Annotated in this window: 16 protein-coding genes; 14 read left to right on the top strand and 2 right to left on the bottom strand. The window is 74.1% G+C overall.

The window, feature by feature from the left end; genetic code table 11:
* The first annotated feature begins 55 nt into the window (after positions 1-55).
* The 7 genes from metK (at position 56) to AB0N27_RS18865 (ending at position 8,802) form a co-directional block, all read left to right on the top strand.
* Positions 56-1,249: a methionine adenosyltransferase gene (gene metK / locus AB0N27_RS18895; RefSeq protein WP_364371060.1), complete on the top strand. Its 1,194-nt coding sequence runs from the start codon at positions 56-58 to the stop codon at positions 1,247-1,249.
* A 59-nt stretch (positions 1,250-1,308) separates the two neighbouring features.
* Positions 1,309-3,252 carry a primosomal protein N' gene (locus tag AB0N27_RS18890; RefSeq protein ID WP_364371057.1) on the top strand — a complete coding sequence of 648 codons (1,944 nt, stop codon included), beginning with the start codon at positions 1,309-1,311 and terminating at the stop codon, positions 3,250-3,252.
* Positions 3,253-3,504: 252 nt separating this feature from the next.
* Positions 3,505-4,488 (top strand): AAA family ATPase, encoded by a 984-nt coding sequence (locus AB0N27_RS18885; protein ID WP_364371054.1) that lies wholly within the window; start codon positions 3,505-3,507, stop codon positions 4,486-4,488.
* Between the two features lie 86 nt (positions 4,489-4,574).
* On the top strand, positions 4,575-5,843 hold the full coding sequence (locus AB0N27_RS18880; protein ID WP_364371051.1) for a cytochrome P450: 1,269 nt from the start codon (positions 4,575-4,577) through the stop codon (positions 5,841-5,843).
* 45 nt (positions 5,844-5,888) lie between these two features.
* On the top strand, positions 5,889-6,446 hold the full coding sequence (def, locus tag AB0N27_RS18875) for a peptide deformylase (RefSeq protein ID WP_354828958.1): 558 nt from the start codon (positions 5,889-5,891) through the stop codon (positions 6,444-6,446).
* Positions 6,447-6,451: 5 nt separating this feature from the next.
* Positions 6,452-7,378, top strand: a complete 927-nt coding sequence (gene fmt, locus AB0N27_RS18870; RefSeq protein WP_364371047.1) for a methionyl-tRNA formyltransferase — start codon at positions 6,452-6,454, stop codon at positions 7,376-7,378.
* Entirely contained in the window at positions 7,375-8,802 is a 1,428-nt protein-coding gene (locus AB0N27_RS18865; RefSeq protein WP_364371044.1) for a transcription antitermination factor NusB, read from the top strand. Before fmt ends, AB0N27_RS18865 begins: the two co-directional genes overlap by 4 nt.
* Positions 8,803-8,853: 51 nt before the next feature.
* On the opposite strand, the gene AB0N27_RS18860 is transcribed toward AB0N27_RS18865, so the two are convergent.
* The gene (locus AB0N27_RS18860) at positions 8,854-9,744 is read right to left on the bottom strand and encodes a septum formation family protein (RefSeq protein ID WP_364371041.1); all 891 of its coding nucleotides are present in this window, start codon (positions 9,742-9,744) and stop codon (positions 8,854-8,856) included.
* Positions 9,745-9,829: 85 nt separating this feature from the next.
* The gene (locus tag AB0N27_RS18855; RefSeq protein WP_364371038.1) at positions 9,830-10,720 is read right to left on the bottom strand and encodes a septum formation family protein; all 891 of its coding nucleotides are present in this window, start codon (positions 10,718-10,720) and stop codon (positions 9,830-9,832) included.
* A gap of 253 nt (positions 10,721-10,973) precedes the next feature.
* Here AB0N27_RS18855 and rpe point away from each other — a divergent pair, with 253 nt between their 5' ends.
* The 7 genes from rpe (at position 10,974) to ribH (ending at position 17,225) form a co-directional block, all read left to right on the top strand.
* Positions 10,974-11,654 carry a ribulose-phosphate 3-epimerase gene (gene rpe, locus AB0N27_RS18850; RefSeq protein ID WP_364371035.1) on the top strand — a complete coding sequence of 227 codons (681 nt, stop codon included), beginning with the start codon at positions 10,974-10,976 and terminating at the stop codon, positions 11,652-11,654.
* A gap of 1 nt (position 11,655) precedes the next feature.
* Entirely contained in the window at positions 11,656-12,612 is a 957-nt protein-coding gene (locus AB0N27_RS18845) for a response regulator (RefSeq protein ID WP_364371032.1), read from the top strand.
* Positions 12,613-13,022: 410 nt separating this feature from the next.
* The gene (ribD, locus tag AB0N27_RS18840; RefSeq protein ID WP_364371029.1) at positions 13,023-14,084 is read left to right on the top strand and encodes a bifunctional diaminohydroxyphosphoribosylaminopyrimidine deaminase/5-amino-6-(5-phosphoribosylamino)uracil reductase RibD; all 1,062 of its coding nucleotides are present in this window, start codon (positions 13,023-13,025) and stop codon (positions 14,082-14,084) included.
* A gap of 1 nt (position 14,085) precedes the next feature.
* Positions 14,086-14,703 (top strand): riboflavin synthase, encoded by a 618-nt coding sequence (locus AB0N27_RS18835; RefSeq protein ID WP_364371027.1) that lies wholly within the window; start codon positions 14,086-14,088, stop codon positions 14,701-14,703.
* Positions 14,703-15,392 carry a nicotinamide riboside transporter PnuC gene (gene pnuC / locus AB0N27_RS18830; RefSeq protein WP_364371024.1) on the top strand — a complete coding sequence of 230 codons (690 nt, stop codon included), beginning with the start codon at positions 14,703-14,705 and terminating at the stop codon, positions 15,390-15,392. Before AB0N27_RS18835 ends, pnuC begins: the two co-directional genes overlap by 1 nt.
* 67 nt (positions 15,393-15,459) lie before the next feature.
* Positions 15,460-16,722, top strand: a complete 1,263-nt coding sequence (locus tag AB0N27_RS18825) for a bifunctional 3,4-dihydroxy-2-butanone-4-phosphate synthase/GTP cyclohydrolase II (RefSeq protein ID WP_357987639.1) — start codon at positions 15,460-15,462, stop codon at positions 16,720-16,722.
* A gap of 2 nt (positions 16,723-16,724) precedes the next feature.
* Positions 16,725-17,225: a 6,7-dimethyl-8-ribityllumazine synthase gene (gene ribH, locus AB0N27_RS18820; protein ID WP_364372090.1), complete on the top strand. Its 501-nt coding sequence runs from the start codon at positions 16,725-16,727 to the stop codon at positions 17,223-17,225.
* The last annotated feature ends 71 nt before the right edge of the window (positions 17,226-17,296 follow it).

Raw genomic sequence — 17,296 nt, 5'->3', positions numbered from 1 at the left:
CTGCCGCAGTCGTGACTAGACTGCCGCGGAACGACATCACACGCTTAGGAGTGCCGTGACACGCCGCCTCTTCACGTCCGAATCGGTCACGGAAGGCCACCCGGACAAGATCGCCGACCAGATCAGCGATGGCATCCTCGACGCCCTGCTCGCCGAGGACCCGCGCAGCCGGGTAGCGGTCGAGACCATGATCACCACCGGCCAGGTGCACATCGCCGGCGAGGTGACCACCAAGGCGTACGCCGACATCCCGACGATCGTCCGCCGGACCATCCTCGACATCGGCTACGACTCGTCGAAGAAGGGCTTCGACGGTGCGTCCTGCGGCGTCAGTGTCTCCATCGGCGCCCAGTCCGAGGACATCGCCCAGGGCGTGGACAACGCCTTCGAGCTGCGTACCGGCGCGTCGGAGAGCGCGCTTGACGCGCAGGGCGCCGGCGACCAGGGCATGATGTTCGGCTTCGCCTGCTCGGAGACGCCCGAGCTGATGCCGCTGCCGATCGCCCTCGCGCACCGTCTGGCGCGCCGGCTCGCCGCGGTCCGCAAGGACGGCACGATCCCGTACCTGCGCCCGGACGGCAAGACCCAGGTCACCATCGAGTACGAGGGGCTGCGCCCGGTCCGGTTGAACACGGTGGTCGTGTCCAGCCAGCACGCCGCGGACATCTCCCTGGACTCGCTGCTCACCCCGGACGTGCGTGACCACGTCATCGCCCCCGAGCTGGAGAGCCTCGGTCTGGACACCGACGGCTACCGGCTGCTCGTCAACCCGACCGGCCGGTTCGAGATCGGCGGTCCGATGGGGGACGCGGGCCTCACCGGCCGCAAGATCATCGTCGACACGTACGGCGGGTACGCCCGGCACGGCGGCGGCGCGTTCTCCGGCAAGGACCCGTCGAAGGTGGACCGCTCGGCCGCGTACGCGATGCGGTGGGTGGCCAAGAACGTGGTCGCCGCCGGCCTGGCCGAGCGGTGCGAGGCGCAGGTCGCCTACGCCATCGGCAAGGCGCACCCGGTGAGCCTGTTCATCGAGACGTTCGGCACCGAGACGGTGCCCGTCTCCTCGATCGAGAAGGCCGTCGGCGAGGTGTTCGACCTGCGCCCGGCCGCGATCATCCGGGACCTCAACCTGCTCCGCCCCATCTACCAGCAGACCGCCGCGTACGGCCACTTCGGCCGGGAGCTGCCGGACCTGACGTGGGAGAGCACCGACCGGGCCGCCGACCTCAAGTCGGCCGCGGGAGCCTGACCGCCACCAGGCGTAGCGACCGGCGACCCGCGGACGGGTCGCCGGTCGCGCGCGTCTGCGTGGATGTCCCGCTGGCGCACCTGGACCGGCCGTTCGACTACCTGGTGCCTGCCGAGCTGGACGACGTGGCGGTGCCCGGCACCCGGGTGAAGGTGCGCTTCGCGGGGCAGCTCGTCGACGGGTGGCTGCTGTCCCGCGCCGACGACTCCGGGCACACCGGCCGGCTCGCGTACCTGGAGAAGGTGGTCTCCCCGGAGCCGGTGCTGGCGCCGGAGATCGCCCGGCTGGCCCGCGCGGTGGCCGACAGGTACGCGGGCAGCCTCGCCGACGTGCTGCGGCTCGCGGTGCCGCCCCGGCACGCCCGGGTGGAGAAGGAGCCCCGCGACGACGAGCCGGCGTCCGTCGCCCCCGCCGAAGGGGCGACCGCCGCCGAGGAGGAGGTCGCTGACCCGGGGGACCCGCGAGGCTGGCGGGACTACCCGACCGGCCCGGCCCTGCTGCGGGCGCTCACCGACGGCCGGGCGCCCCGCGCGGTCTGGTCGGCGTTGCCCGGCGAGGACTGGGCCGCCCGCTACGCCGATGCGGTAGCCGCGACGGTGGCCGGTGGGCGGGGCGCCGTGGTGGTGGTACCCGACGCCCGCGACCTCGACCGGCTCGACGCCGCGCTCACGGCCGTCCTCGGTCCGGGGCGGCACGTCAGCCTCTCCGCCGCGCTCGGCCCGGCCCGGCGGTACCGGGCGTTCCTCGCCGCCCGGCGCGGGCGCGTGCCTGTGGTGATCGGCACCCGGGCGGCGATGTTCGCCCCGGTGGACCGGCTCGGCCTGGTCGCCGTCTGGGATGACGGCGACGACCTGCACTCCGAGCCCCGCGCGCCCTATCCGCACGCCCGCGACGTCCTGCTCACCCGCGCCCAGCTCGCCGAGGCCGGTGCGCTCGTCGGTGGGTTCGCCCGCACCGCCGAGGCGCAGCTGCTGCTGGAGACCGGCTGGGCGCGGGAGGTCGTGGCGGACCGGGCGACGGTGCGCGCCCGGGTTCCGGCCATCGCGCCGACCGGCGACGACCCCCAGCTGGCCCGTGACCCGGGCGCGGCGACCGCCCGGCTGCCCAGCCTGGCCTGGACGGCCGCCCGGGACGCCGTCCGGGCGGACCTGCCGGTGCTGGTGCAGGTGCCCCGGCGCGGCTACCTGCCGTCCATCGCGTGCGCCGACTGCCGTACGCCGGCGCGCTGCGCGCACTGCGCCGGCCCGCTGGCGCTGCCCTCGGCCGGTGGCACCCCGGCCTGCCGCTGGTGCGCCCGGGTGGCCGCCGCGTACGCCTGCCCGCAGTGCGGGGGGCGGCGGCTGCGGGCCGCGGTGACCGGCGCGCGGCGGACGGCCGAGGAGTTGGGGCGGGCGTTCCCCGGCGTGCCGGTGCGCACCTCGGGGCGGGAGGAGGTGCTCACCGAGGTGCCCGGCGGGGCGGCCCTGGTGGTGGCCACCCCGGGCGCGGAGCCGGTCGCCGAGGGCGGGTACGGCGCGGTGCTGCTGCTCGACTCGTGGGCGTTGCTGACCCGGGCCGACCTGCGGGCCGGTGAGGAGGCGCTGCGCCGCTGGCTGGCCGCGGCGGCGCTGGCCCGCCCGGCCCCGGCGGGCCGGGTGGTGGTGGTCGCCGACGGCGCGTTGGCCCCGGTGCAGGCGCTGCTGCGCTGGGACGCGGCCTGGTTCGCCGGCCGGGAGCTGGCCGAGCGCCGGGAGCTGGGCTTCCCCCCGGCGGTGCGGATGGCGAGCGTCACCGGCCCGGCGGAGGCCGTGGCCGACCTGCTCGCCGCCGCCCGGCTGCCCGTCGATGCCGAGGTGCTCGGGCCGGTGCCCGCCGACGAGGGCCGGGAGCGGATGCTCGTCCGGGTGCCCCGGGCCCGGGCCGCCGCGCTGGCCGAGGCGCTGCACTCGGCCGCCGGGGCGCGGGCCGCCCGCAAGGCCGCCGATCCGGTCCGCCTCCAGGTCGATCCGCTGAGCCTGTTCTGACCGGTCCGGCCGCCGCCGGCGGCCCCCGACCTGCTCGGCGGGGGTGGCGCCCGCACACCGCGTCCGGCTGAGCGCCGCCGCTCGGGTGGTAGCATCGCCCGTCATGCCCGGGCGTACGACGGTTCCTGGTTGCGGTGCGGCGTCGAAAGCGCCGGACCGGAGCCACCGCAGGACGGCGACGGTGGCGGGAACGCGTCGGTCGGACGCGATGTCGATGATGTCAAACAGCCGGTTATCAGGGGTGGACCAGTCGTGACCGTTCGACAATCGATCGTCTTCAACGGAGACCTCGGCAGCGGCAAGAGCACCGTGTCGGTGGAGATCGCCAAGCGGCTCGGGATGCGCCGGGTCAGCGTGGGTGACCTCTACCGGGAGATGGCGCAGCAGCGGCAGATGACCGCTCTGCAACTCAACCTGCACGCCGAGCTGGACCAGGCCGTCGACGGCTACGTCGACCAGCTCCAGCGGGACATCGCCGCCTCCGGCGAAAGCCTGATCATGGATTCGCGGCTGGCCTGGCACTTCTTCACCGACGCGCTCAAGGTCCACATGATCACCGAGCCGGGTGAGGCGGCCCGCCGGGTGCTGGCCCGCCCCTCGGGGCCGGCGGAGAGCTACGCCTCGCTGGAGGAGGCCAAGGCCAAGCTCCGTGAGCGCAGCGAGAGCGAGCGCAGCCGGTTCATCGTCAGGTACGGGGTGGACAAGGCCCGCCTGCGCAACTACGACCTGGTGTGCGACACCACCCGTGCGTCGGCCGGCGAGGTGATCGAGCACATCGTCGCCGCGTACGAGGGGACGCTCGGCGCCGAGGTGCTGCGCGACGGCCCGCCGCTGCTGCTGCTCGACCCCGCCCGGGTCTACCCGACCGAGGACATCGCCACGCTGCGCGGACTGTGGGACACCGAGTTCGTCGGTGAGGTCGCCGAGGCCGGTGACGAGGGGCTGGAGCCGTTGAAGATCGGCTTCACGGGTGAGTACTTCTTCGTCGTCGACGGCCACCGCCGGCTCAGCGCCGCACTGCAGAGCGGCTTCTCCCTCGTACCGGCCCAGCTCGTCGCGGAGGTCGACGAGCAGGTGGTGGGCGGCATGACCGCCATCGACTACTTCGCCGCGCAGGTGCGTCCCGGCCTGGTCTACGACTGGGAGGCGGCCCACCGGATCCAGCTGCCGCTGCCGGAGCCCGCCCTGCTCGGCGGCGACGCGGTGCTCGCGGGGGACCCGAGCGTCAGCGCCTGACCCGACGTCGGCTCCCGAGCGGGGGTGCCCGGGCGCCGGCGGCGTGGGCATGATGGAGCTTCGACGCATCGACGGGGAGGCCGGTCATGGACGCTGCCGAGGCGCTCACACTGCTCATGTCGCCGCAGGGGCGGGTCGACCCCTACCCGACGTACGAGCGGCTGCGCGCGCACGGACCCGTGGTGCAGGCGCTGCCCGGCCTGTACGTGGTGACCGGCTACCCGGAGGTCGACGAGCTGCTGCGCGACCCCCGGCTCGGGGTGCTCGACGACGCGCTGCGGGACCAGATGTGGCCGAACTGGCGGCAGAGCCCCGCCGTGTCGTCGATCGCCAGGTCGATGCTGCGGACCAACCCGCCCGACCACAGCCGGATGCGTCGGCTGGCCGCCGGGGCGTTCAGTCCGCGCCGGATCGCCGGGATGCGCGACGTGGTGCGGGCGCAGGCCGAGGAGCTGCTCGACGCGATCGTCGAGCGCGCCGGGGGCGGCGACCCGGTCGACGTGCTCGCCGACTTCGCGTACCCGCTGCCGGTCGGGGTGATCTGCGCGCTGCTCGGCGTGCCGGCGGCCGACCGGCCGCTGTTCCGGCGCTGGGCCGGGGACCTCACCGGGGTGCTGGAGCCGGAGATCACCACCGAGGAGTTGGCCGTCGCCGACGCGGGCGCCGCCGAGCTGCGCGACTACTTCGTCGAGCTGATCGTCGCCCGACGCCGGGCGCCGGCCGACGACCTGACCACCGCGCTGGTCCAGGTGCACGACGCCGACGGTGAGCGGCTCACCGGCGACGAGCTGCTGGCCAACCTCGTGGTGCTGCTGGTGGCCGGCTTCGAGACCACCACCAACCTGCTCGGCAACGGCCTCGTCGTGCTCCTGCGCCACCCGGCGGCCGCCGACGCGCTGCGCGCCGACCCCGCGCTCGCCCCGGCGTACGTCGAGGAGCTGTTGCGCTACGACTCCCCGGTGCAGCTGACCACCCGGACCAGCACGGCGCCGGTGCGCTGCGGCGGGCTCGACCTGCCGGCCGGCAGCACGACGCTGCTGCTGCTCGGCGCGGCCAACCGCGACCCGCGCCGGTTTCCCGACCCGGAGAGTTTCGACCCGACCCGAGGGCAGGCGCATCCGCTGTCCTTCGGTGCCGGCCCGCACTACTGCCTCGGCGCCGGCCTGGCCCGGCTGGAGGCGCAGCTGGCGTTCCCGATGCTGCTGCGCCGGCTGCCCGAGCTGGCCCTGGCCGAGCCGCCCCGGCACCGGACCCGGCTGACCCTGCGCGGCTACGAGAGCCTCCTGGTGACGCTCGGCACACCGGCGCCTGCCGATCGAGGTGCGCCGGCCGGTACGCGCCCGGGCACTCCGTAGACTGGTACGGCACCGCCCGTCCCACCCATGAAGGAGCCGTCCCGCGTGACCGTCCAGCCCATCCGTCTTTTTGGGGATCCGGTGCTGCGCACGCCGGCCGATCCGGTTGTCGACTTCGACGCCGAGCTGCGTAGGCTCGTCGCCGACCTCACCGACACGATGCGTGAGCAGAACGGCGCCGGCCTGGCCGCCCCGCAGCTCGGCGTGAGCCTGCGGGTTTTCGCCTTCGACGTCGACGACGTTCTCGGGCACCTGGTCAACCCGGTCCTGGAGTTCCCCGACGAGGAGGAGCAGGACGGCCCCGAGGGCTGCCTGTCCATCCCCGGGCTCTACTTCGACACCAAGCGCCGGCAGAACGTCATCGCCAAGGGCTTCAGCTCGTTCGGCGACCCGATGCAGATCGTCGGCACCGGCCTGATGGCCCGCTGCGTCCAGCACGAGACCGACCACCTCGACGGAGTGCTCTTCCTCGACCGGCTGGACGCCGCCGGGCGCAAGGAGGCCATGAAGGCGATCCGCCAGGCCGACTGGTACGACGCGGCTGCCCCGCCCACGGTCAAGCTCAGCCCGCACCTCAACGACCCGTTCGGTCTGGGTCGGTGACCCGGATGCGTGTGATCTTCGCCGGTACGCCGGCCGTCGCCGTCCCCGCGCTGACCGCCGTCGCCGCCTCCCGGCACGAGCTGGTCGCCGTGGTCACCCGACCCGACGCGCCTGCCGGGCGTGGGCGGGGCCTGTCCCGCTCCCCGGTGGGCGAGTGGGCCGACGAGCACGGCGTGGAGGTGCTCACGCCGGCCCGCCCCCGCGACCCGGAGTTCCTCGACCGGCTGCGCGAGTTGGCACCGGACTGCGTGCCCGTTGTCGCGTACGGCGCGCTGGTGCCGCCGGCCGCCCTGGAGATCCCCCGGTACGGCTGGATCAACCTGCACTTCTCGCTGTTGCCGGCCTGGCGGGGCGCCGCGCCCGTGCAGCACGCCGTCCTGCACGGTGACGAGCTGACCGGCGCCAGCGTCTTCCAGCTGGAGCAGGGCCTGGACACCGGCCCGGTGTACGGCACCCTTACCGACGAGATCCGCCCCACCGACACGTCCGGTGACCTGCTGGAGCGGCTCGCCGACTCCGGCGCCGGGCTGCTCGTGGCGGTGCTCGACGCGATCGCCGACGGCACCGCCCGCGCCGAGACGCAGCCCGCCGACGGGGTGTCGCTGGCGCCGAAGCTGACTGTGGACGACGCCCGGGTGCGCTGGGCCGACCCGGCGTTCGCCGTGGACCGCCGGATCCGGGCGTGCACGCCCGCGCCGGGCGCCTGGACGACGTTCCGGGGCGAGCGGGTGAAACTCGGCCCGGTCGTGCCGGTGCCCGACGGGCCGGAGTTGAAGCCGGGGGAGTTGCTTGTGGAGAAGGCCCGGGTGCTTGCCGGTACGGCCACCGCACCGGTGCGCCTCGGCGAGGTGCGTGCCGCGGGCAAGCGGGCCATGTCGGCGACCGACTGGGCGCGGGGAGTCCGCGTCGGCGCCGGCGAGGACCTGGCGTGACGGCCCCGGAGGGCACCCGTCCGCCGCGCTCAACAGGTCGTGGTGGGGACCGTCGGCCGGTACGACCGCCGATGGACCGCCCGCGCCGTGCGGCGTACGAGGCGGTGGCGGCGGTGCACCGCGACGACGCGTTCGCCAACCTGGTGCTGCCGATCATCCTGCGCGAGGAGGGGCTGTTCGGCCGGGACGCGGCCTTCGCCACCGAGCTGACCTACGGCACGCTGCGTCACCTGGGCACGTTGGACGCGATCCTCACCGACGCGGCCGGCCGGGACGTGGCCCGGATCGACCCGCCGGTCCGCGACGCGCTGCGGATCGGGGCGTACCAGCTCCTGCACACCCGGGTGCCGCCGCACGCCGCGGTCTCCTCGACGGTGGACCTGGTCCGCGCGGTCGCGCCGGGCGCCACCGGGTTCGCCAACGCGGTGCTGCGGGAGGTGTCGACCCGCGACTCCGACGGCTGGGTGGCGAAGCTCGCCCCGCCGATGGAGACCGACCCGGTCGGGCACCTGGCGCTCGCGTACAGCCACCCGCAGTGGATCGTGCGGGCCTTCTCCGAGGCGCTCGACGGTGACCTGGGTGAGACGGCACGCCTCCTGATCGAGGACAACGAGCGGCCACCGGTGCACCTGTGCGCCCGGCCCGGCCTGATCGACCCGGTGGAGCTGGCCGACCAGGTCGGCGGCGCGCCTGGCGCGTTCTCGCCGTACGCCGTCTATCTGCCCGGTGGCGCGCCTGGCGACGTGCCGGCGGTGGCGGACGGCCGCGCCCACGTCCAGGACGAGGGCTCCCAGCTGGTGGCCGCCGCCCTGGCCGACGCGCCGTTGGACGGCCCGGACGGGCGCTGGCTGGACCTGTGCGCCGGTCCCGGCGGCAAGGCCGGGCTGCTCGGCGCGCTCGCCGCGCAGCGCGGCGCCCGGGTGACCGCTGTGGAGGTGGCCGAGCACCGGGCCCGGCTGGTGTCCCAGGCGACCCGGGGCCTGCCGGTGGCCGTGCTGACAATGGACGGCCGTGAGGTCGGTGGCGACCCGAAGCTGCCCGAGGGGCACTTCGACCGGGTCCTGGTGGACGCCCCCTGCACCGGGTTGGGGTCGCTGCGCCGCCGACCGGAGTCCCGCTGGCGCCGCCAGCCCTCGGACCTGCCGCCGTTGACCCGACTGCAACGTGAGCTGCTCGGCGCGGCGCTGCGGGCGGCCCGTCCGGGCGGGCTGGTCGCCTACGTCACGTGCTCGCCGCACACCGTCGAGACGCACGTGACGGTCACCGAGGCGGCCCGCCGCAGCGGTGTGTCGGTGGACTTCGTCGACGCCCGACCGCTGCTGCCGGCCGGCATGCCGGGCCTCGGCGACGGCCCGACGGTGCAGCTCTGGCCGCACCGGCACGGCACCGACGCGATGTTCCTCGCCGTCCTGCGCAAGGGCTGACGCGACACCGCACCCGGCCGGGCCTGGCCGGGTGCGGTCATGCCCGGCCGGTCAGGTGACCGGGAGGCCCTTCGTGCCCGCGTTGCGCAGCGAACGGGTCAGGTTCCGGTCGCTGATCCACAGGAAGCACTGCACGCCCCGGTTCCCGTTCTTCCACTCCTGCTCGTACGGCTGGTAGTAGATCGTCCCGGCGCGGAAGTCGAGCTGCGAGTTGTCCGGCACCTTGGCGAACTTCGCGGTCATCGTCTGGCAGGCCCGGTGGGTCCGCTTCGTGGTGCGGGTGAACTCGGCGTAGCTGATGTCCGGGGCCTGCCAGATCCCGACGAACTCGGCGTGGTGCTTGGCGGTGCAGGGCACCGCGACCATCTCGTCGATGTCGTCCTTGACGAGCTTGGGGTTGAAGCAGCGGTACGCCAACGGCGCCGCCCCGGTCAGCGACCCGCGGAGGCTGCCGGTGCGCAGGTCGACTGCCGTGTCGTCGATGCTGGCGATCTCGGTGACGTCGCAGCGGTACCAGCGGGCCCCGCCGGCCCAGGCGGACGCGGACGGCAGGACGACGGTCAGGCCGAGCCGGCCGGAGCGCCAGTCCGCGCCGACGGCCTTGCTGACCTCCTTGTCGCAGCCGGCCTGCGCGGCCCGCATGCCCTCCGAGCCGGCCGGCGGGGGTGTGCCGCGCTCCGCGCCCTTACCGGTGAGGGTGCCGACGAACAGGGTCTCCACGCGGTGCGACTCGGCGCACGACATCGGGTTGTAGCCGGTGAGGAAACCGACCTGCTGCGAGGAGTGGTGGCAGACGTCGGCGGCGGGAACGAACTGCTGCGCCGCGACGGGCGCGGGCCAGTCGTCGGTGAGGTTGCGGTCGACCCCGGCCGGCGCGCCACACCCGGCGAGCGCCAGGGCAACCGCCGCGCCACCGGCAACCGCCGTCAACCACCGTCGCATCTCCGACCTCCCGCCGCTGGTGGCCTCCGGTCGACCCCTCGGCCGGTCGGTAGCGCCACGGCGCAGCAGCATACGGCACCGATGTTCAGATCGCCGGTAGTCCCTCGGGGCCGACGCCGCGCATCGAACGGGTGAGCTTGCGGTCGTCGCTCCACAGGAAACACCGCACGCCCCGGTCGCCCTCCTCCCACTCCCGTTGCGACGGTGGGTAGTAGATGGACCCGGCCCGGTACGGCAGGTCGGCGTTGTTCGGCACGTCGGCGTACGCGGCGATCAGGGCCATGCAGCGGCGGTGCGCCTGCTCGGCGGAGCGGGTGAACTCGGCCCAGCTCATGTCGCGCTCGGTGTAGACGCCGACGAACTCGGCCCGGTGCGGTTCGGTGCACAGCACGGGCGCCATGTAGTTGAGGTTGTCGCCGATCAGTTTGGGGTCGAAGCAGCGGTGCGTCAGTGGGGCGTCGCCGATCAGCGCCCCACGCAGGCTGCCGCTGCGGTTCACCGGGCGGGTGTTGTCGATGCTGTCGGTCTCGCTCAGGTCGCAGCGGAACCAGCGGCCGCCGCCGGCCCAGGCGGGTGCGGACGGCAGCGCGAGGGACAGGCTGAGCCGTGCGGTGTGCCAGTCGCCGCCGAGCACCTCCCGGGCCCGCTGGTCGCACTCGGCGCGGGCGGCGCGCAGCGCCGGTGAGCCCGGCCCGGGCCGGGTCCTGGTCGACGCGGCGGGGCCGGTGAAGGCGCCGACGTGGATCGCCTCGGCCAGGTGGCTGCGCGCGCAGTCCACCGTCTCGTACGTGCTGGCCTGCACGATGGAGGTGATGCGCGGCAGGCAGGTGTCGGTGGCCGGGGTGAACGGCTGGGGGGCGCCCAGTCCGGGCCAGTCGTCGGTCAGGTCACCGTCCGCGCCCCGCGCCGGCCCGCAGCCGGTCAGCAGCACCGTCGTGACGCACACCAACGCCAGCACTCCGAGCCACCGTCGCATCGTCCGCCTCCCGGGAGCTGGCGGCCGGTCACCGCGCCCCGCGGCGAGACCCCGGCGGGCGTGCAGCCTACGGCACCGTCCCGGTTGGAGTGTCGTCGCGTTTCCGTCGATCGGCCAGTAGCTGATGTCTGTTCGTCCGGATTCGCCAGTCCGGATCGACCAATTCTGCACCACTGGTCACTGCCGGGTCACAGCGCGTCCGAGGTGGTGCCGCGATGCGGGCGGCGGGTGGCCGCGTTCGTACACTGGCCTCGTGACCGTACCGCCGCCGATCGTCGCGCCGAGCATCCTGGCCGCCGATTTCGCCCGTCTCGCCGAAGAGGTCCGCGCCGTCCAGGACGCCGCGGACTGGTTGCACGTGGACGTGATGGACAACCATTTCGTGCCCAACCTGACGATCGGTCTGCCTGTGGTGCAGAGCCTGCGGGCGGTCACCGAGATGCCGTTCGACGTGCACCTGATGATCGAGGACCCGCGCCGCTGGGCCCCCGGTTACGCCGACGCCGGGGCGTACAACGTGACGTTCCACGCCGAGGCGTGCGACGACCCGGTGGCACTGGCCAAGGACCTGCGTTCGGCGGGCGCGAAGGCCGGACTGGCCATCGACCGGGACACCCCGATCGAGCCGTACCTGGACCTGCTGCCCAGCTTCGACACCCTGCTGATCATGACGATCAAGGCGGGCTTCGGCGGGCAGCGGTTCATCCCCCAACTGCTGGACAAGGTCCGCGCCGCCCGCCGGCACGTCGACACCGGGCACCTGGAGCTGCGCATCGAGGTGGACGGCGGGATCGCCGCCGACACCATCGAGCAGGCGGCGTCCGCCGGCGCCGACGCGTTCGTGGCCGGCACCGCCGTGTACGGCGCCGCCGACCCGGCCCAGGCCGTACGGCACCTGCGGGCACTCGCGGAACGCGCGACTCCCGGGGCCTGAGGTGGAGCCCGACGGCGACCGCAAGGACATCATCCTCGTCGTCGACGACGACGAGGACATCGCTCGTTTCGTCGAGTTCAACCTGCGGTTGCACGGCTTCGACGTGATCCACGCCAGCGACGGCCAGGAGGCCCTGGAGGTCATCGAGCGGCAGCGGCCCGACCTGGCCGTGGTCGACCTCATGATGCCCCGCATCGACGGGTTGGAGCTGACCCGGCGGCTGCGCGCCGACCCGATGACCTCCGCCCTGCCGGTGATCATGCTGACCGCGAAGGGCATGACCGTGGACAAGGTGCACGGGCTCAGCGCCGGCGCCGACGACTACCTGGTCAAGCCGTTCGACACCGCCGAGCTGGTGGCCCGCGTCTCGTCGACCCTGCGCCGCAACAAGGAGTTCCGGGAGGTCTCGCCGCTGACCGGGCTGCCCGGCAACAGCCGGATCCGGCGGGAGATCAGCGACCGGGTCCGGAACGGCGTGGACTACGCCGTCGGCTACATCGACATCGACCGGTTCAAGAGCGTCAACGACAGGTACGGCTTCGTCCGGGGCGACGACTTCATCTCCGCCCTGGCCCGCAGCCTGCACCGGGCGGTTGTCGCGGTGGGGTTGCCGCCGGCCTTCCTCGGCCACGTCGGCGGCGACGACTTCGTCATCGTCTGCGCGCCGGACCAGGTCCGTCCGCTGACCTCCCGGGCGGTGGTCGACTTCGAGAAGTCGGCCGACACGCTCTACGACCCGACCGACCGGGAGCGGGGCTTCGTCGAGTTGAAGGATCGACGGGGCACGATCCGCCGGGCCGCCCTGGTCACCCTCTCCATCGGGGTCTCCCTCTCCGACTCCGGCAAGCGGTTCACCGACCCCCTGGAGGCCATCGCGGTGGCCTCGGAGATGAAGACGGTCGCCAAGAGTCAGCCCGGCTCGTACGTGGCGGTGGACCGGCGGCGCGGCGTCACCTGACGCGTGATCCCGCTGTGAAGTAGCTCGCCTGGATAAGGACACACCGTGTTCGGCGTGTAAGACTGCGAGGTACCCACCACGCGCTGGCGGGACTCGGTGAAATTCCGAACCGGCGGTGATCCACGGTCCGACCGTGGTCAGCCCGCGACCCGGACGGCTTCGGCCGGCCGGTGGACCTGGTGAAACTCCGGGGCCGACGGTTGGGAGCGGTTCGTCCGCACCCAGACAGTCCGGATGGGAGACAGCGCGCGGGACGGACGGGTCCGCCCGGCCGCTGGCGTCAGCGTGCCGTGCCCACCCTCCGGGGGCGGCTGTGCCGTTCCCGGAATCCGCCACCGCCTGCCCGCGGCCCATGCCGCCTCCCTGACCGCCAGCGCGCGGACCGGCGAGTGAGAGGGCGGGAAAGGGCGATGGCCAGCGTCTCCGTCGACGAGGCGATGCGGCGTGCGATCGAGCTGGCCGCACGGGGGTTGGGCACGACCAGCCCCAACCCGGTGGTCGGCTGTGTGCTGCTCGACGAGGACGGTCAGGTCGTCGGGGAGGGCTTCCACGCCTACGCCGGCGGGCCGCACGCCGAGATCGTCGCGTTGGCCCAGGCCGGGCAGCGCGCCAAGGGCGGCACCGCGGTCGTCACCCTGGAACCCTGCAACCACACGGGTCGCACGGGCCCCTGCAGCACCGCGCTTGTCCAGGCCGGGGTGGCCCGGGTGGTCATCGCCGTGCCCGACCCCAACCCGGTGGCCTCCGGCGGTGCCGCCACGTTGCGCTCCGCAGGGGTCCGGGTCGATCTGGGGGTACGCGGCGACGAGGCCGAGGCCGGCAACGTCGCGTGGCTGACCTCGATGCGCCGGGGCTGGCCGTACGTCATCTGGAAGTACGCCGCCACCCTCGACGGGCGCTCCGCCGCGGCGGACGGCACCAGCATGTGGATCACCTCGGAGGCGGCCCGGATCGACGTGCACGCGCTGCGCGGCACCGTCGACGCGGTCCTCGCCGGGGTGGGCACCGTGCTCGCCGACGATCCCCGGCTGACCGCCCGCAACCTGCGCGACGGCAGCCTGGCCATCCGGCAGCCGCTGCGGGTGGTGGTGGACAGCTCGGGGCGTACCCCGACCGACGCCCGGGTCCGCGACGGCGCCGCCAAGACGTGGATCGCGACCGCCGCGGAGGTCGGCGCCGGCCCGGACGGCCGGGTCGACCTGCCGGCGCTGCTCGCGGCGCTGCACCAGCGCGGGGTCCGCGCGGTGCTCCTGGAGGGCGGCCCCCGGCTGGCCGGCGCGTTCCTCGCCGCCGGCCTGGTCGACAAGATCATCGGGTACGTCGCGCCCCGGTTGCTCGGCGCCGGCCCCACGGCCCTGCTCGACGCGGGAGTGACGACCATCGCCGAGGCAATCGATCTGGAGTTCGTCGACGTTACGCAGGTCGGTCCGGACCTCCGGATCACCGCTTTGCCCCGTAAGAGGGAGGGCTGACATGTTCACCGGCATTGTCGAGGAAATGGGCGAGGTCGTCCGGGTGACGGCGACGGCGGGCGATTCGGCGCTCGTCGCCGTACGCGGCCCGCTTGTCACCTCCGACGCCCGGCACGGCGACTCCATCGCCGTCAACGGCGTCTGCCTGACCGTCGTGGACGTCGCCGACGGCGTCTTCACCGCCGACGTGATGGGCGAGACGCTGCGCCGCTCCGCGCTTGGCGCGCTGCGCGCCGGCGATCCGGTGAACCTGGAGCGGGCGGCCGCACTGGGCAGCCGGCTCGGCGGGCACCTCGTGCAGGGCCACGTGGACGGCGTCGGGGAGGTGCTCTCCCGGGAGCCCGCCGAGCAGTGGGAGACGGTCCGGTTCCGGCTGCCCGCCGCCCTGGCCCGGTACGTCGTGGAAAAGGGCTCCATCACCATCGACGGCGTCTCGCTCACCGTCGCCGAGGTGGGCGCGGACGAGTTCGCCGTCGGGCTGATCCCCACCACCCTCGCGCTTACCACGCTCGGCGCGAAGGGCGTCGGCGACCCGGTCAACCTGGAGGTCGACGTGCTGGCGAAGTACGTGGAGCGGCTGCTGGGCGCCCGCGTCGCCGAGACCGGCGGGGTGGCCTGATGGGCACCCTCGGTTGGCTGCTCGACGCCCAGGTGCAGATCGCCGGGTCGCCCGTGCTGGTCCGGGAGATCGTCGGCAACGCGTTCGGGCTGGTCTCCGCGCTGCTCGGGCTGCGTCGGCTGGTCTGGGCGTGGCCGGTCGGCATGATCGGCAACGCGCTGCTGCTCACCGTCTTCCTGGGCGGGGTGTTCGCCACGCCGCAGGCGCACGACCTGTACGGGCAGGCCGGGAGGCAGGTGTTCTTCTTCGCGGTCAGCGTCTACGGCTGGTGGCGCTGGCGGCGCAACCGTCGCACCGACGCCGGGCACGCCGCGGTGCTGCCGCGCTGGGCCACCTGGCGGGAGCGACTGGCGATGCTGCTGGCCGCCGCCGTCGGCACCGCCGCCGCCTACCCGGTGCTCGCCGCGCTGGGCTCCTGGGGCCCGCTGCCGGACGCCTGGATCCTCACCGGCAGCCTGCTTGCGACCTACGGCATGGCCCGCGGCTGGGTGGAGTTCTGGCTGGTCTGGATCGCCGTGGACGCGGTGGGTGTGCCACTGCTGCTGCGCGGCGGGTTCTACCCGTCGGCAGCCATGTACCTGATCTACGGCGCGCTCTGCGCCTGGGGATTCGCCGCCTGGTGGCGCACCTCGCGCGTCACCGGGCCGGCCAAGCCCCGTACGCCCATCTACACGGAGGCCGTCGCATGAGCGAGCGAATCATCAGGCTCAGCCCGTTGGTGTCCCACGGCGCCACCGAGCGCAGCGGAGCGGCGGCATGAGCGCATTCGGGAGTATCGAGCAGGCGATCGCCGAGATCGCGGCCGGACGGCCGGTCGTCGTCGTCGACGACGCCGACCGCGAGAACGAGGGCGACCTGATCTTCGCGGCCGGGCTGGCCACGCCGGAACTGATGGCGTTCATGGTGCGCCACACCTCCGGATACGTCTGCGTGGCGTTGACCGAGAGCGAGGCCGACCGGCTCGACCTGCCGCCGATGCACCACACCAACCAGGACCGGCGCGGCACCGCGTACACGGTGACCGTGGACGCCCGGGAGGGCGTCAGCACCGGCATCTCGGCGGCCGACCGCGCGCACACCAGCCGGCTGCTCGCCGACGCCGCGACCGACCCGACCGACCTGGCCCGCCCCGGGCACGTGGTGCCGCTGCGCGCCCGCGAGGGCGGGGTCCTGCGCCGCCCCGGGCACACCGAGGCCGCCGTCGACCTGACCCGGCTCGCCGCGCTGCGCCCCGCCGGCGTGCTGTGCGAGCTGGTCAACGACGACGGCACCATGATGCGGCTGCCGGACCTGGAGAAGTTCTCCGCCGAGCACGGCCTCACCCTGATCACCATCGCCGACCTGATCGCCTACCGACGGCGCACCGAGAAGCAGGTCGAGCTGGTCGCCGACGCCCGGATGCCCACCCGGCACGGGGTGTTCCGGGCCCTGGGCTACCGCGCCGAGCACGACCCGGCCGAGCACGTCGCGATGGTCCTGGGCGACCTCGGCGACGGCCAGGACGTCCTGGTCCGGGTGCACTCCGAATGCCTGACCGGCGACGTGTTCGGCTCGCTGCGCTGCGACTGCGGCCCCCAGTTGGACGCCGCGCTGGCCCGCGTCGCCCGCGAGGGCCGGGGCGTGGTGCTCTACGTCCGGGGACACGAGGGGCGCGGCATCGGGCTGCTGCACAAGCTCCAGGCGTACCAGTTGCAGGACCAGGGCCGCGACACAGTGGACGCCAACCTCGACCTGGGTCTGCCGGCCGATGCCCGCGACTACGGCACCGGCGCGCAGATCCTCTACGACCTGGGTGTGCGCTCGATGCGGCTGTTGACCAACAACCCGGCCAAGCGGGCCGGGCTGGAGGGCTACGGGTTGACCATCACCGGCCGGGAGGGGCTGCCGGCCGGCGCGCACCCGGAGAACCTGCGCTACCTGCGCACCAAGCGGGACCGGATGGGTCACCTGCTGGAGTTGGGTGAGGCGACCGAGGCGCCGATGGGGCGTCCGGTCGCCAACGACGAGATCGGAGCATGACGATGGCGGGTTTCGGTGAGCCGGGGGTCGACGCGGTGGACGCCGCGGGGCTGACCGTCGGTGTGGTCGCCGCCCGGTGGCACGGCGAGCTGACCGACCACATGCTCGAGCGCGCGGTAGCCGCCGCCGAGGCGTGCGGGGCGCGTTCGGTGGTCGCCCGGGTCGCCGGCTCGGTCGAGCTGCCCGTGGTCGCCCAGGCCCTCGCGCGCCGCTGCGACGTCGTGGTCGCGCTCGGCGTGGTGGTCCGGGGCGCCACCGCCCACTTCGACTACGTCTGCCGTTCGGTCACCGACGGGCTGACCCGGGTGGCGTTGGACGAGGGCAAACCGGTCGCCCACGGGGTGCTCACCGTGGAGACCATCGAGCAGGCCCGGGACCGGGCCGGGCTGCCCGGCTCGGCCGAGGACAAGGGCTGGTCGGCCACCGTCGCCGCGCTCGACGCCGCGCTCGCCGTCCGGGCCGTGGCCGCCGGCAACGCCCAGCGGGTCGGCTTCGGCGGCTGACCCGCCTGCCCGCTGGCGTCCGTGTCGGCTGGCGTGTCGTGTCGGGCTGGCGTGTCGTGTCGGGGTGGCCC

Source organism: Micromonospora sp. NPDC093244 (genome assembly GCF_040683695.1).
Taxonomy (GTDB): domain Bacteria; phylum Actinomycetota; class Actinomycetes; order Mycobacteriales; family Micromonosporaceae; genus Micromonospora.
Note: the sequence above shows the minus strand (reverse complement) of the source record. Positions and strands in the feature narration are given on the sequence as shown.

What these genes read in the sequence shown, in the direction of transcription:
- AB0N27_RS18880 (WP_364371051.1), top strand. Translation starts at nt 4,575, where the DNA reads ATGGACGCTGCCGAGGCGCTCACACTGCTCATGTCGCCGCAGGGGCGG.
- fmt (WP_364371047.1), top strand. Translation starts at nt 6,452, where the DNA reads ATGCGTGTGATCTTCGCCGGTACGCCGGCCGTCGCCGTCCCCGCGCTG.
- AB0N27_RS18860 (WP_364371041.1), bottom strand. Translation starts at nt 9,744, where the DNA reads ATGCGACGGTGGTTGACGGCGGTTGCCGGTGGCGCGGCGGTTGCCCTG.
- AB0N27_RS18855 (WP_364371038.1), bottom strand. Translation starts at nt 10,720, where the DNA reads ATGCGACGGTGGCTCGGAGTGCTGGCGTTGGTGTGCGTCACGACGGTG.
- ribD (WP_364371029.1), top strand. Translation starts at nt 13,023, where the DNA reads ATGGCCAGCGTCTCCGTCGACGAGGCGATGCGGCGTGCGATCGAGCTG.
- AB0N27_RS18835 (WP_364371027.1), top strand. Translation starts at nt 14,086, where the DNA reads ATGTTCACCGGCATTGTCGAGGAAATGGGCGAGGTCGTCCGGGTGACG.
- pnuC (WP_364371024.1), top strand. Translation starts at nt 14,703, where the DNA reads ATGGGCACCCTCGGTTGGCTGCTCGACGCCCAGGTGCAGATCGCCGGG.
- AB0N27_RS18825 (WP_357987639.1), top strand. Translation starts at nt 15,460, where the DNA reads ATGAGCGCATTCGGGAGTATCGAGCAGGCGATCGCCGAGATCGCGGCC.
- ribH (WP_364372090.1), top strand. Translation starts at nt 16,725, where the DNA reads ATGGCGGGTTTCGGTGAGCCGGGGGTCGACGCGGTGGACGCCGCGGGG.